Genomic DNA, 12688 nt, shown 5'->3' with positions numbered 1-12688 from the left:
AGTCAGATGTCTAACAGAGACAGGCCCTGCGCCGTGTGCGGACCTGCAGGTCAGCCGCCGATGCCGGGGAGGCCGCCGCCGGTGGCGCCGCCGAGGCCGCTGACCGTGCCGAGCACGCCGCCCACCGGGGTCTTCTCCAGACCCTGCGCGCCCGGGACGGGCGGCAGCGCGCGGTCGGCGGCGGGGGCCATCGCCGGGGCGGCGTCGGCGGCGGGCGCGTCCGCGGCCGGGGCGTCGGCCGGGGCGGCGGGGGCGGCCGGGGTCAGCTTCTCGCCGACCGCCGGGTTGAGGGTGCCCACCGTCTGGGTGACCTCGTTGCCGCCGGGGACCTTCTGCACGGCGCCGGGAACGGCGCTGGTCAGACCGGGGTTGGTGAGCGCGCTGGTGGGGAGCCCGAGGCCGCCGGGGGCGGCGGCGGAGGCGGAGCCTGCGGCGGCTGCGGCGATCGCGACTCCCAGAGCGGCGGTGCTTGCGGCCTTCAGGGTTGCCTGCTTCATGCGTTGTCCTCAGAGTCCTCGTCGGTGCCCGTGCCGGGCGCCCGGGGGCGCCCCGATGTCACACCGGGTCAGCATTGACTGGCACACCGTAGTGAAGCCGTCGCGTGCGGATCAACGGAGCGTCACCCACAGGACTGATTAGTCCGACGATCACAGCCGGGCGGGCCGGGGCCCCGGCGACGGCCCCCGCCCGCCCGGCGGTCGGCGCCGCCAACGGCCCCGGCCCGTCGGCGACTTGGCTCACGCGCCGGCGAACAGCCACTCCGCCTTGAGCTCGGCGTAGCCGGGCTTGATCACGTCGTTGATCATCGCGAGGCGCTCGTCGAACGGCAGGAACGCCGACTTCATGGCGTTCACGGTGAACCACTCCATGTCGCCCAGGGTGTAGCCGAACGCCTCGACCAGGTGCCCGAACTCGCGGCTCATGCTGGTGCCGCTCATCAGGCGGTTGTCGGTGTTGACGGTGACCCGGAACTTCAGCCGGCTCAGCAGCCCGATCGGGTGCTCGCCGTAGGAGTCGGCCGCACCGGTCTGCAGGTTGGAGGTGGGGCACATCTCCAACGGGACCCGCTTGTCGCGGACGTACGCGGCGAGGCGGCCGAGCTGCACGGAGCCGTCCTCGCCGACGGTGATGTCGTCGACGATGCGGACGCCGTGGCCGAGCCGGTCGGCGCCGCAGCACTGCAGGGCCTCCCAGATCGACGGCAGGCCGAAGGCCTCGCCCGCGTGGATGGTGAAGTGGTTGTTCTCGCCCTTGAGGTAGTCGAAGGCGGCCTGGTGCCGGGTGGGCGGGTGGCCCGCCTCGGCGCCGGCGATGTCGAAGCCGACCACGCCCTGGTCGCGGAACCGGTTGGCCAGTTCGGCGATCTCGGTCGAGCGGGCGGCGTGCCGCATCGCGGTGAGCAGGGTGCCGACGCGGATCCGGCGGCCGGCCGCGCGGGCGTTGGCCTCGCCGAGCCGGAAGCCCTCGTTGACGGCCTCGACGACCTCGTCCAGGGTGAGGCCGGCCTCCAGGTGCTGCTCGGGGGCGTAGCGGACCTCGGCGTAGACGACGCCGTCGGCGGCGAGGTCCTCGGCGCAGTCGGCGGCGACCTTGACCAGCGCCTCGCGGGTCTGCATCACGGCGCAGGTGTGCGCGAAGGTCTCCAGGTAGCGCACCAGGGAGCCGGAGTCGGCGGCCTCGCGGAACCAGTGGCCGAGCTTGACCGGGTCCGTGGTGGGGAGCCCCTCGTAGCCGCAGGCGGCGGCGAGTTCGACGACGGTCTCCGAGCGCAGCCCGCCGTCGAGGTGGTCGTGCAGGAGCACCTTCGGGGCACGGGCGATCTGGTCGGCAGTGGGAATGCGGGGGCCTGTGGTGCCCGCGGTGGCAGGGATCTGCTTCTCCATTGCCGGAGTGTAGCTCCTACGCGCGTAGATTCCTACTCGATCCGCGCGTGTCTCGGCACGGGTGTCGTCATGTCGGAGATTTCCGACACTTGACGCGTCGGAAATCTCCGACCTATTCTTCCGGCATGGCAACGGACGTCTTCGGCGCACTCGCCAACCCGGTGCGGCGCGCCCTGCTCGCAGCCCTGCTGGAGGGCCCGCGCCCGGTCAACGACCTCGCGGGCCGCTTCGACCTCGGCCGGCCGGCCGTCTCCGAGCACCTCCAGGTGCTCCGGCAGGCCGGGCTGGTCCGCGAGGAGCCCCGCGGGCGGCAGCGCTACTACCACCTCGACGCGGCACCGCTGGCCGAGGTCGGGGACTGGCTGCATCCGTTCGAACACTACTGGCGCGACCGCCTGCGCGCCCTCAGCGACCTGCTCGACGAGGAGAAGCCGTGACCGAGCCCGACACGATCCGCTGCGACCGCTTCCTGCCGCACCCGCCGGCCGCCGTCTGGCGCGCCCTCACCGACCCCGAGCTGCAGGCCCGCTGGTGGGCGGCGGGCGACGTCAAGCCGGTCGTCGGGCACCGCTTCGCGCTCGACATGGGCCCCTGGGGCAGTCAGCAGTGCGAGGTCACCGCCGTCGAGGAGGAGCGGCTGCTGCGGTACACCTTCGCCGAGGGCAGCCTGGACACCACGATCACCTGGCGCCTCGTCCCCGAGGGCCGCGGCACCCGGCTGCTGCTCGAACACGCCGGCTTCGACCTGGACTCGCCGATGGGCCGCACCGCCCTCGACGGCATGGGCCGCGGCTGGCCCGGAGTCCTGGGGCGGCTGGAGGTCGTGCTCGCCGGCTGACCGCTCCGCGGCCCCCGGCGCCGCGCCGGTCAGCGGCCGCCCAGTAGCCGCCCCCGCCGGGACAGCACGAAGTCGCGGAAGGCCGCCGCGGGCGGGGTGAGCGGCCGGCCCGCCACCCAGGCCAGGCCGATCGCCCGCCGGGTGCGCGGCGCCGTCACCTCCAGCTCCACCACCCCGGGCCTGGGCACCACGGCGGGCGGCAGCAGCGCCACCCCGAGCCCGGCGGCCACCAGCCCGCGCAGCGTCTCCACCTCCTCCCCCTCGAAGGCGATCCGCGGCACGAAGCCGGCCTCCGCACAGAACCCGTCCGTGATCAGCCGCAGCCCGTAGCCCTCCTCCACCGCCACGAACGGCTCCTCGGCGACCTCGGCCAGCCGGACCCGGCGCCGGGCGGCCAGCCGGTGGTCGGCCGGCACGGCCAGGTGCAGCCGCTGCTCGTCCAGCGGACGGGCGGTCAGGTCCGGGTCGTCCGGCAGCGGCGAGACCAGGCAGAGGTCGAGCTCGCCGGCCCTGGTCCGCTCCAGCATCGCCGCGACGTAGTCCTGGACCAGCTGGAAGCGGACCCGCGGGTGGGTCTCGCGGAAGCCGCGCAGCAGGGCGGGCACCGCCTCCGTCCCCATGGTGTGCAGAAAGCCGAAGGAGACCCGCCCGGCCGCCGGGTCCGCCTCGGCCCGGGCCGCGTCCGCCCCGCGCTCCAGCTCGGCGAGCGCCCGCTCGACCGAGCCGAGCAGCAGCCGGCCGGCCCGGGTCAGCCGGACGGCCCGGCCCTGACGGGCCAGCAGGTCCACCCCGAGCTCGGCCTCCAGCCGGGCCACCGCGCGCGACAGCGTCGGCTGGGGCATCCCGAGCAGCTGGGCGGCCCGGGTGACGTGCTCCAGGCGGGCGACCGCCGCGAACTGCGCCAGCTGCGGTGTGAGGCGGACCACGTCCGCGTCCGGGCCGAGCTCGGCGAGCCGGCCCGGCTGTGAGCTCTCGTCATGCACCATGGCATCGATTCTCGCCGATTCATGCATTGGACGCATCAGAGCGCGCAGGCCTAGGTTCGGGGCATGTCGCCTGCCAGTACCGGGGCATCCACAGCCGCACTGCCGGATGCCCTCACCCAGCCGTCCCCGTCCACCGCCGCGACCGACCCCCGCCTCCGCCCCGGCGACCGCGCCTTCCGTCGCGCCAACCTCGCCCTCTTCGCCGCCGGTGTGGCCACCTTCGTCCTGCTGTACTCCACCCAGGGACTGCTGCCGGTCCTGTCGGCCGGGCTCGACCTGACGCCGGGCCAGGCGAGCTGGACGGCCTCGGCGGCCACCCTGGGCCTGGCCCTCGCCCTGCTGCCGGCCAGCGCGCTCTCCGACCGGTACGGCCGGACCGCGGTGATGACGGCCTCGACGCTGGCCGCCGCCGTCCTGGCGCTCGCCCTCCCGTTCGCCCCGGACCTCACCACCCTGGTGGTGCTGCGGGCCGTCCAGGGCGCGGCGCTCGCCGGGCTCCCGGCCACCGCGATGGCGTACCTCGCCGAGGAGGTCCACCCGAGCGCGCTCGCCTCCGCGATGGGCCTGTACGTGGCCGGCAACTCGATCGGCGGGATGAGCGGACGGCTGGTCTCCGGCTGGGCGGCGGCCGCCTGGGGCTGGCGCTGGGGCCTGGCCGTCTCGGCCCTGCTCGCCCTGCTGGCGGCGCTCGTCTTCCGGCTGCTGATCCCGGCCGCCCGGAACTTCACGCCCGCGCCCGTCGACGCCCGCGCGCTGGCCCGGACCGTCGGGACCCACCTGCGCAACCCGCTGCTGCTGCGGCTGTACGCCCTCGGCCTGCTCTTCATGGCGGTCTTCGGCGCCGTCTACAACACCGTCGGCTACCGCCTCACCGCCGCCCCCTTCGACCTGCCGCAGTCGGTGGCCGCGTCGATCTTCGTGGTGTACCTGGTGGGCACCGCCTCCTCGGCCTTCGCCGGGAAGCTGGTCGGCCGGCTGGGCCGCCGCGGCACCCTCTACACCGCCATCGGCACCACCGCGGCGGGCCTGCTGCTCTCGCTGGCCGGCTCCCTGCTCGCCGCCCTGCTCGGCCTGGTCCTGATCACCGCCGGGTTCTTCGCCGGGCACGCCACCGCGTCCTCCTCGGTCGGCCGGACGGCCACCGGCGGGCGCGCCCAGGCCTCGGCGCTCTACCTGATCGCCTACTACCTGGGGAACAGCCTCGGCGGAACGATCGGCGCCGACGCCTACCACGCCACCGGCTGGTCCGGCGCAGCCGCGGTCGGCCTCACCGCCATGGCGCTCGCCGCCGGCGTCACCCTCTACGCCACCCGGCAGGCCGTGGTGCAGCGCCGCACCCTCGCCGCACGCTGACCGGCGGCCGTCCGCAGGACCGCCGGGGGCCCGGACGCTGACACAACAGCGAGTGGGCGCCCGGGCGGGGGGGGCCCCACCCCCCCACCACCCCCCCCACCAGCCACGCCACCCCGGGGGGGGGGGGCGCCGCCCCCCCCCTGCCCCCCCCGCGGCGCGGGGGCGGCCCGCCGGCCCGCCGCCCACACCGCCCCCCCGGGGCGGGTGCGCGGCGCCAGGCTGTGCTCCGAGCCAACCACCACGACCCACCGGAGCCCGCCATGGCCACCTTCGTCCTCGTCCCCGGCGCCCTGCACGGCGGCTGGTGGTTCGAGCCGCTCGCCCGCGACCTGCGGGCGCACGGGCACCGGGCGCACGCGCTGACGCTGTCGGGCCTCGGCGAGCGCCGCCGCGACGCGGCCGGCCAGGTCAACCTGGACACCCACATCGAGGACGTCCTCGCCGTCCTGGAGCTGCACCGCATCGAGGACGCCGTGCTGGTCGGCCACAGCTACGGCGGCATGGTCGCCACGGGCGCCGCCGACCGGGCACCCGCGCGGATCGCCGGGCTGGTGTACGCCGACGCCTTCGTGCCGCGCGACGGCGAATCGGCCTTCGACCTCTGCAACGAGGAGTGGCGCACCCGGTACCTGGAGGGCGCCGCGGGCACCGGGCACTCCCTGGTGGGCCTGAACCCGGCGCTCGACCCGCGCACCACCCCGCAGCCGATCGGCACCCTGCTCCAGCGGATCCGGCTGACCGGCGCGGGCGAGGCCGTCACCAACCGGACGTACGTCCACGCGGCCGCCTTCGAGGGCTCCCCGTTCCTGCCCACCTACCGGCGGCTGTCCGCCGACCCCGCCTGGACGGTGCACGCCCTCCCGGTCGGCCACGACCTGATGCGCGAGGCCCCCGACGACCTGCTGAGGATCACCCTGGCCGCGGCACCCGCGGATACACTCCGGACATGAGCATCGATCCGGCTGTGTACGCCCGGTTGCGCGAGATCGCGGATCAGCTGCCGCAGGTGCCGGGAATAGGGAAGGTCGAGATCGCCAACGGCGAGATCGTCTTGATGATGTCGCCGGTGAAACGCCACGAACTGGCAGTGCTCAGAATCGCCCGCCAGCTGGACGCCAACTCCCCGCGACCCATCCCGGCTATCTGGCCCACCCCGGAGCCGATCTGGAGGACGTCGGCCTGGGCCGGCTGCGCTGCCCCGACCTGATGGTCTTCCCGGAGGAGACGCTGGAGGGGGAGCAGCCCGCCGTCCTCCCCCCCGAGGTCCTCCTGGTGGTCGAGATCGTCTCGAAGTCCAACCCCGAGAACGACTACGAGGCCAAGGTCCGCGACTACGCGGCCATGGGCATCCCGCTGCACTTGCTGGTCGACCCCCGCAAGGGCACCGGGATCGTCCACGACGAACCCGGCTACGCCGCGCGGAGGCCGTTCGCGTTCGGTGACACCGTCACGGTCGGACCGTGGCGGATCGACACCTCGGGGCTGCTGACGTACGCCTGACGGGCAGGCGGGCGCCGGCAGCCCCGGGGCGGTGGTCAGGCGATCCGGTCGAGGACGATCGGGTTCGCGGTGAAGGCGGTGCCCTCGGGAGCGACGGTGATGCCGCCGGCCAGCGCCTCGATCGCGTAGTCGTAGCGCTCGGGGGTGTCGGTGTGCAGGGTCAGCAGCGGCTGGCCCGCGACGACCTTGTCGCCCGGCTTGGCGTGCATCTCGACGCCGGCGCCGGCCTGCACCGGGTCCTCCTTGCGGGCGCGGCCGGCGCCCAGCCGCCAGGCGCAGACACCGACGGCGTAGGCGTCGAGCCCGGTGAGCACGCCGGAGGCCGGGGCGGCGATGACGTGCTGCTCGCGGGCGACCGGCAGCGGCGCGTCCACGTCGCCGCCCTGGGCGGCGATCATGCGGCGCCAGTGGTCCATCGCGGAGCCGTCGCGCAGCGCGTCGGCCGGGTCCTTGCCGTGCACACCGGCCGCGTCGAGCATCTCGCGGGCCAGCGCCAGGGTGAGCTCGACGACGTCGGCCGGGCCGCCGCCGGCGAGCACCTCGACCGACTCGCGGACCTCCAGCGCGTTGCCGGCGGTGAGGCCGAGCGGGGTGGACATGTCGGTGAGCAGCGCGACGGTGTTGACGCCGGCCGCCTTGCCGAGGCCGACCATGGTGCGGGCGAGCTCCTGGGCGTCGCCGAGGTTCTTCATGAAGGCGCCGGAGCCGACCTTCACGTCGAGGACGAGCGCGCCGGTGCCCTCGGCGATCTTCTTGGACATGATCGAGGAGGCGATCAGCGGGATCGCCTCGACGGTGCCGGTGACGTCGCGCAGCGCGTACAGCTTCTTGTCGGCGGGGGCCAGGCCGTCGCCGGCGGCACAGATGACCGCGCCGGTGTCGCGCAGGGTCTGCATCATCTCGTCGTTGGTGAGCAGCGCCCGCCAGCCGGGGATGGACTCCAGCTTGTCGAGGGTGCCGCCGGTGTGGCCGAGGCCGCGGCCGGAGAGCTGCGGGACGGCGGCGCCGCAGGCGGCGACCAGCGGGGCCAGCGGCAGGGTGATCTTGTCGCCGACGCCGCCGGTGGAGTGCTTGTCGGAGGTGGGCACACCGAGCGCGGAGAAGTCCATCCGGACGCCCGAGCGGATCATCGCGTCGGTCCAGCGGCTGATCTCGCGCAGGTTCATGCCGTTCAGCAGGATCGCCATAGCGAGGGCGGACATCTGCTCGTCGGCGACCTCGCCGCGGGTGTAGGCGTCGATCACCCAGTCGATCTGGCTGTCGGTCAGCTCTCCGCGGTCACGCTTGGTCCTGATGACGGAGGGGGCGTCCATGGGTTCTCCCAGAGGTGCTCGGTGCAGGTACTCGGTGCTTCGGGTGCGGGAATGCGTAGAGTGCCGCGGAGGGGCCCGGCCAGGGCCTCCCCGCGACACTCTACGCGCGTAACAACGACAGCTGCTAGAGCCGCTCCGGCCCGAACGCGTCGGGCAGGACCTCGTCCATGGTCTTCACCCCGGACGGCAGGTCCACCAGCAGCTCCGGTCCGCCGTGCTCGTACAGCAGCTGGCGGCAGCGGCCGCACGGCATCAGCAGGGTGCCGCCGCCGTCCACGCAGGTGAAGGCGGTCAGCCGGCCGCCGCCACTGGCGTGCAGCGCGGAGACCAGCCCGCACTCGGCACACAGGCCGAGCCCGTACGAGGCGTTCTCCACGTTGCAGCCGGTGACGATCCGGCCGTCCTCGACCAGCGCCGCGGCGCCGACCGGGAACTTGCTGTACGGCGCGTACGCGTGGGTCATGGCCTCGCGGGCAGCTGCCCGCAGGACCTCCCAGTCGGGTGCCGGAGCCATCGTCACTTGCCCTGGCCCTTGCGGTAGATCTGGCCGTCGGCCTTCGGCGGCCGCAGGCGCTGCGACGCCAGCGAGAGCACGACGAGCGTGATCACGTACGGCGTGGCGACGATCAGCGGGCGCTCCACCGAGTCGGTGGTGGCGTACCAGAGGCCGAGCGCGCCGCCGACCACCAGGCTGATCACCGCGGTGGTGTACTTGCGGCGGTAGCCGTGCCACATGGCCAGCAGGCCCATGATCAGGGCGACGGTGAGCAGCAGGACGTGGACCGAGTCGGCGTCGCGCAGCTGGAGGCTGTCGGTGAAGCCGAACAGGCCCGAGCCGATCGCGAGGCCGCCCGGCATCCAGTTGCCGAAGATCATCGCGGCGAGGCCGATGAAGCCTCGGCCCTGCGTCTGACCGTCCTTGTAGAAGTGCGCCGCGACCAGCGAGAGGTACGCGCCGGCGAGGCCGGCGAAGGCACCCGAGGCGATGACCGCGATGTACTTGTACTTGTAGACGTTGACGCCCAGCGACTCGGCGGCGGTCGGGTTCTCGCCGCAGGAGCGCAGCCGCAGGCCGAACACCGTGCGCCAGAGCAGGAAGTAGCTGGCCACGATCAGCACCGCGGCGATCACGATGACGACCGACAGGTTGGTCACCAGGCCGCCGATCAGACCGGCCACGTCGGAGACCAGGAACCAGTGGTGCTTCTCGATGCTCGACAGCCAGGGCGACAGGCCGGGAACGGTGATCAGCGGCAGCGAGTCCGCCGGCGGGGACTGGTTGGCGCCCGCGCCGTCGGCAACGTAGTCCTTGTAGTAGATCCGGTTGACGTACGCGCAGATGCCGGGGATCAGCAGGTTGATGCCGACGCCGGAGACGATGTGGTCGACGCCGAAGGTCACGGTCACCAGGGCGTGCAGCAGGCCGCCGAGGGCGCCGCCGATCATGCCGGCGACCAGGCCGAACCAGGGGCTGACCAGGAAGCCGCCCCAGGCTCCGCAGAACGTGCCGGCGACCATCATGCCCTCGAGGCCGATGTTGACCACGCCGGAGCGCTCGGCCCACAGACCGCCGAGGCCGGCCATCGCGATCGGCACGGCGGAGCCGAGCGCCGCGGCGACCTGGCCGGACGAGGTGAGGCCGTGGTTGCCGGTCACCGCGCCGACGGCGGAGAACAGCACCAGGGCGAGGGCGATCAGCAGCAGCACGACGGGTACCGAGACCCGTCCCTTCTTCGCCGGCGCGGCCGGCGTCTTCGGCTTCGCATTGACAGCGGTGCTCACGCCGAGACCTCCTTCTTGGCGGCCGCGGCGGCCTGGGCGGCGAGCTCGGCGCCGACCTTCTGCTGCTGGCGCTTGAGGCCGTAGCGGCGCACCAGCTCGTAGGCGACGACGACGCAGATGACGATGGTGCCCTGCATGACCTGGACGATCTCCTGCGGGAAGTCCCCCTGCAGCGGCAGCTGGGTCCCGGCGACGTCCAGGAAGGCGAACAGCAGGGCGGAGAACGCGATGCCGATCGGCGAGTTCCGACCGAGCAGGGCGACCGAGATGCCGATGAAACCGAGGCCGGGCTGGATGTTCTGGCCGAAGTAGTACGAGCTCTGGGTGAGCTCGGGCAGGCCGATCAGACCGGCGATGGCGCCGGAGACCACCATGCTGGTGATCACCATCTTGCGGACGTTCACGCCGGACGCGGTGGCGGCGGTCTCCGAGCGGCCGGTGGCCCGCAGGTCGAAGCCGAACCGGGTGCGGGTCAGGGTGAACTGGAACAGCACACCGACCAGGACGGCGATGAAGATGAAGCCCCAGAGGGTGCCGCCGGCCGTCTCGATCGAGAAGAAGTGGCTGGACTCCGAGATCGGGTTGGTCTGGATGCTGTTGCTGGTGGCGCTCTTCTCCGGGGCGAAGCGGCCGGGGACGAGCAGCAGGCCGACCACCGCGGTGGCGATGGCGTTCAGCATGATGGTCGAGATGACCTCGCTGACGCCGCGGTAGACCTTCAGCAGGCCGGCGATGGACGCCCACAGGCCGCCGACCAGCATCGCGGTGACCAGCAGCAGCGGGATCTGCAGCACCGCCGGCAGGTCGACCTGGCTGCCGACGAACGCGGCGAACAGCACGCCGAGCTTGTACTGGCCGTCGACGCCGATGTTGAACAGGTTCATCCGGAAGCCGAACGCGGCGGCCGCGGCGGCCAGGTAGTACACCGTGGCGCGGTTCAGCGTCAGCACCTGGCCGTCGGAGGCGGTGCCGTACCGGATCATCACGTCGAACGCGTCGAACGGGTTCTTGCCGGAGACCGCCAGCAGCACGGAGCAGATCGCCACCGAGAGCAGGACGGCCAGCACCGGGGCGGCCAGGGCGAGCAGGATCTTCTCGCCGTCGAACCGCGAGGCGAACGAGCGCTTGGCGGGGTTGGGACTGGTCATGGATTACTCCCCCGCCTGCGTGTCGTCGCCGCCGGACTCGGCGGACTCCGGGGACTCGGCGGTGTCGGCGGTGTCGGCGGTGTCGGCGGACCCGGTGGTCCCGTCGGTGGTGCCGGCGGCCTCGGCAGCGGCCTCCTCGGCCTCGGTGCCCTCCGCGGCAACGGCCCGCTCCTCGGCGACGGCCTCGGGCGCGGACTCGATGTGGCCGGCCGCGGCACCGGTCATCGCGGTGCCGAGGTCCTCGGCGGTGACGGTGGCCGGGTCGGCGTCGGCGACCAGGCGGCCGCGGTAGATGACCCGGATGGCGTCGGACAGGCCGATCAGCTCGTCCAGGTCGGCGGAGATCAGCAGGACGGCCAGGCCCTCGCGCTGCGCGGAGCGGATCTGCTCCCAGATCTGCGCCTGGGCGCCGACGTCCACACCGCGGGTCGGGTGCGCCGCGATCAGCAGCTTGGGGTTGTGGCTCATCTCGCGGCCGATGATCAGCTTCTGCTGGTTGCCGCCGGAGAGCGAGGCCGCGGTGACCTCGATGCCGGGGGTGCGGACGTCGTACTCCTCGACGATCCGCTGGGTGTCCTTGCGGGCGCCGGCCGGGTCGAGCAGGAAGCCCTTGGAGTTCGGCGTCTCGCTGACGTGGCCGAGGATCCGGTTCTCCCAGAGCGGGGCCTCCAGCAGCAGGCCGTGCCGGTGCCGGTCCTCGGGGATGTAGCCGATGCCGGCCTCGCGGCGGGCCCGGGTCAGCCGGTCGGTGATGTCCGTGCCGTCCAGGGTCACCGTGCCGGCGTCCAGCGGGATCATGCCCATGATGGCCTCGACCAGTTCGGCCTGGCCGTTGCCCTCGACGCCGGCGATGCCGAGGATCTCGCCCTTGCGGATGCGCAGCGAGATGTCGTCGAGGACGACGCGCTCGATGCCCTCGGCGTCGGGCTTGGCGATCCGCAGGCCGTCGGCGCGCAGCATCTCCGTCTCGGTGACGGTGGAGGCGCGGCTCTCCGGGGAGGGCAGTTCGGCGCCGACCATCATCTCGGCGAGCTGCCGGGCGGTGACGGTCTTCGGGTCGGCGTCGCCGACCGTGGTGCCGCGGCGGATGACGCTGATCGCGTCGGCGACGGCGAGCACCTCGTGCAGCTTGTGCGAGATGAAGATGACGGTGACGCCCTCGGCCTTGAGCTCCCGCAGGTTCTCGAAGAGGGCGTCCACCTCCTGGGGCACCAGCACGGCGGTGGGCTCGTCCAGGATGAGGATCGTGGCGCCGCGGTAGAGCACCTTGAGGATCTCGACGCGCTGGCGGTCGGCGACGCCGAGGTCCTCGACGAGGACGTCCGGCCGCACGCCGAGGCCGTACTGGTCGGAGAGCTCCTTGATCTTCGCCTTGGCCTTGGCGCCGATGCCGTGGATCTTCTCGCCGCCGAGGACGACGTTCTCCCAGACGGTGAGGTTGTCGGCCAGCATGAAGTGCTGGTGCACCATGCCGATGCCGCGCTCGATGGCGTCGCCCGGGGTGTGGAACACGACCTGCTCGCCGTTGATGGCGATGGTGCCCTCGTCGGGCTTCTGCATGCCGTAGAGGATCTTCATCAGGGTGGACTTGCCGGCGCCGTTCTCGCCCATGAGGGCGTGCACGGTGCCGCGTCGCACGGTGATGTCGATGTCGTGGTTGGCCACCACGCCGGGGAAGCGCTTGGTGATGCCGCGCAGTTCGACGGCCGGTGTCGCCGTCCCCGCGCTGGGGGTGCCGCCCGTGTGGGGGGCGGGATCGGAACCGGTGATGGCGATCTCCTGTGGTCGTCGTGCGCGCCGTTGCGCCGGAGTGCCGGGATCGGGCTCGGTGCCGCGATCCTGAGGGAGGAACAGGAGGGGCCCGGCGGGCGCGTCGTTACGCGCC

14 protein-coding genes are annotated in these 12688 nt (G+C 73.2%); 6 read left to right on the top strand and 8 right to left on the bottom strand.

The annotated features are described in order from the left end of the window. Positions 1-50: 50 nt before the first annotated feature. Together ACFV0G_RS22180 and ACFV0G_RS22175 are read right to left on the bottom strand one after the other, a co-directional pair. Entirely contained in the window at positions 51-497 is a 447-nt protein-coding gene (locus ACFV0G_RS22180) for a hypothetical protein (protein WP_380550441.1), read from the bottom strand. A 240-nt stretch (positions 498-737) separates the two neighbouring features. Next, entirely contained in the window at positions 738-1883 is a 1146-nt protein-coding gene (locus ACFV0G_RS22175; protein ID WP_380550439.1) for an adenosine deaminase, read from the bottom strand. 125 nt (positions 1884-2008) lie between these two features. Between ACFV0G_RS22175 and ACFV0G_RS22170 the strand changes: the two genes are divergently transcribed. Further along, entirely contained in the window at positions 2009-2320 is a 312-nt protein-coding gene (locus ACFV0G_RS22170) for an ArsR/SmtB family transcription factor (RefSeq protein WP_380550436.1), read from the top strand. Further along, positions 2317-2721, top strand: a complete 405-nt coding sequence (locus tag ACFV0G_RS22165; RefSeq protein WP_380550433.1) for an SRPBCC domain-containing protein — start codon at positions 2317-2319, stop codon at positions 2719-2721. Before ACFV0G_RS22170 ends, ACFV0G_RS22165 begins: the two co-directional genes overlap by 4 nt. A 29-nt stretch (positions 2722-2750) precedes the next feature. On the opposite strand, the gene ACFV0G_RS22160 is transcribed toward ACFV0G_RS22165, so the two are convergent. Further along, complete coding sequence (locus ACFV0G_RS22160; protein ID WP_380550430.1) at positions 2751-3707, bottom strand: LysR family transcriptional regulator; 957 nt, start codon at positions 3705-3707, stop codon at positions 2751-2753. A 63-nt stretch (positions 3708-3770) separates the two neighbouring features. On the opposite strand from ACFV0G_RS22160, the gene ACFV0G_RS22155 reads away from it, so the two are divergent. The 4 genes from ACFV0G_RS22155 (at position 3771) to ACFV0G_RS22140 (ending at position 6560) form a co-directional block, all read left to right on the top strand. Beyond that, positions 3771-5060 (top strand): MFS transporter, encoded by a 1290-nt coding sequence (locus ACFV0G_RS22155; protein ID WP_380550427.1) that lies wholly within the window; start codon positions 3771-3773, stop codon positions 5058-5060. A 260-nt stretch (positions 5061-5320) separates the two neighbouring features. Continuing rightward, positions 5321-6010 (top strand): alpha/beta fold hydrolase, encoded by a 690-nt coding sequence (locus ACFV0G_RS22150; RefSeq protein WP_380550424.1) that lies wholly within the window; start codon positions 5321-5323, stop codon positions 6008-6010. Continuing rightward, complete coding sequence (locus ACFV0G_RS22145) at positions 6007-6267, top strand: hypothetical protein (RefSeq protein ID WP_380550421.1); 261 nt, start codon at positions 6007-6009, stop codon at positions 6265-6267. The genes ACFV0G_RS22150 and ACFV0G_RS22145 overlap by 4 nt, the downstream gene beginning before the upstream one ends. After that, positions 6267-6560: a Uma2 family endonuclease gene (locus ACFV0G_RS22140; protein ID WP_380550418.1), complete on the top strand. Its 294-nt coding sequence runs from the start codon at positions 6267-6269 to the stop codon at positions 6558-6560. Before ACFV0G_RS22145 ends, ACFV0G_RS22140 begins: the two co-directional genes overlap by 1 nt. Positions 6561-6595: 35 nt before the next feature. On the opposite strand, the gene ACFV0G_RS22135 is transcribed toward ACFV0G_RS22140, so the two are convergent. The 5 genes from ACFV0G_RS22135 to ACFV0G_RS22115 all read right to left on the bottom strand — a co-directional run bounded on the left by ACFV0G_RS22135 (position 6596) and on the right by ACFV0G_RS22115 (position 12471). Continuing rightward, positions 6596-7873: a thymidine phosphorylase gene (locus ACFV0G_RS22135; RefSeq protein ID WP_380550415.1), complete on the bottom strand. Its 1278-nt coding sequence runs from the start codon at positions 7871-7873 to the stop codon at positions 6596-6598. A gap of 124 nt (positions 7874-7997) precedes the next feature. Beyond that, positions 7998-8387 (bottom strand): cytidine deaminase, encoded by a 390-nt coding sequence (locus tag ACFV0G_RS22130; RefSeq protein ID WP_380550412.1) that lies wholly within the window; start codon positions 8385-8387, stop codon positions 7998-8000. Between the two features lie 2 nt (positions 8388-8389). Next, positions 8390-9655: an ABC transporter permease gene (locus tag ACFV0G_RS22125; RefSeq protein ID WP_380550409.1), complete on the bottom strand. Its 1266-nt coding sequence runs from the start codon at positions 9653-9655 to the stop codon at positions 8390-8392. After that, positions 9652-10803, bottom strand: a complete 1152-nt coding sequence (locus ACFV0G_RS22120; RefSeq protein ID WP_380550406.1) for an ABC transporter permease — start codon at positions 10801-10803, stop codon at positions 9652-9654. The genes ACFV0G_RS22125 and ACFV0G_RS22120 overlap by 4 nt, the downstream gene beginning before the upstream one ends. A gap of 3 nt (positions 10804-10806) precedes the next feature. Beyond that, positions 10807-12471 (bottom strand): ABC transporter ATP-binding protein, encoded by a 1665-nt coding sequence (locus ACFV0G_RS22115; protein ID WP_380550444.1) that lies wholly within the window; start codon positions 12469-12471, stop codon positions 10807-10809. Positions 12472-12688 lie beyond the last annotated feature (217 nt).

This window comes from Kitasatospora sp. NPDC059571, assembly GCF_042735675.1.
Taxonomy (GTDB): domain Bacteria; phylum Actinomycetota; class Actinomycetes; order Streptomycetales; family Streptomycetaceae; genus Kitasatospora.
Note: the sequence above shows the minus strand (reverse complement) of the source record. Positions and strands in the feature narration are given on the sequence as shown.

Bases quoted from the DNA above. Each gene is read 5' to 3' on its own strand.
- ACFV0G_RS22180 (WP_380550441.1), bottom strand. From the start codon at position 497: ATGAAGCAGGCAACCCTGAAGGCCGCAAGCACCGCCGCTCTGGGAGTC.
- ACFV0G_RS22175 (WP_380550439.1), bottom strand. From the start codon at position 1,883: ATGGAGAAGCAGATCCCTGCCACCGCGGGCACCACAGGCCCCCGCATT.
- ACFV0G_RS22170 (WP_380550436.1), top strand. From the start codon at position 2,009: ATGGCAACGGACGTCTTCGGCGCACTCGCCAACCCGGTGCGGCGCGCC.
- ACFV0G_RS22160 (WP_380550430.1), bottom strand. From the start codon at position 3,707: ATGGTGCATGACGAGAGCTCACAGCCGGGCCGGCTCGCCGAGCTCGGC.
- ACFV0G_RS22155 (WP_380550427.1), top strand. From the start codon at position 3,771: ATGTCGCCTGCCAGTACCGGGGCATCCACAGCCGCACTGCCGGATGCC.
- ACFV0G_RS22150 (WP_380550424.1), top strand. From the start codon at position 5,321: ATGGCCACCTTCGTCCTCGTCCCCGGCGCCCTGCACGGCGGCTGGTGG.
- ACFV0G_RS22145 (WP_380550421.1), top strand. From the start codon at position 6,007: ATGAGCATCGATCCGGCTGTGTACGCCCGGTTGCGCGAGATCGCGGAT.
- ACFV0G_RS22140 (WP_380550418.1), top strand. From the start codon at position 6,267: ATGGTCTTCCCGGAGGAGACGCTGGAGGGGGAGCAGCCCGCCGTCCTC.
- ACFV0G_RS22135 (WP_380550415.1), bottom strand. From the start codon at position 7,873: ATGGACGCCCCCTCCGTCATCAGGACCAAGCGTGACCGCGGAGAGCTG.
- ACFV0G_RS22130 (WP_380550412.1), bottom strand. From the start codon at position 8,387: ATGGCTCCGGCACCCGACTGGGAGGTCCTGCGGGCAGCTGCCCGCGAG.
- ACFV0G_RS22120 (WP_380550406.1), bottom strand. From the start codon at position 10,803: ATGACCAGTCCCAACCCCGCCAAGCGCTCGTTCGCCTCGCGGTTCGAC.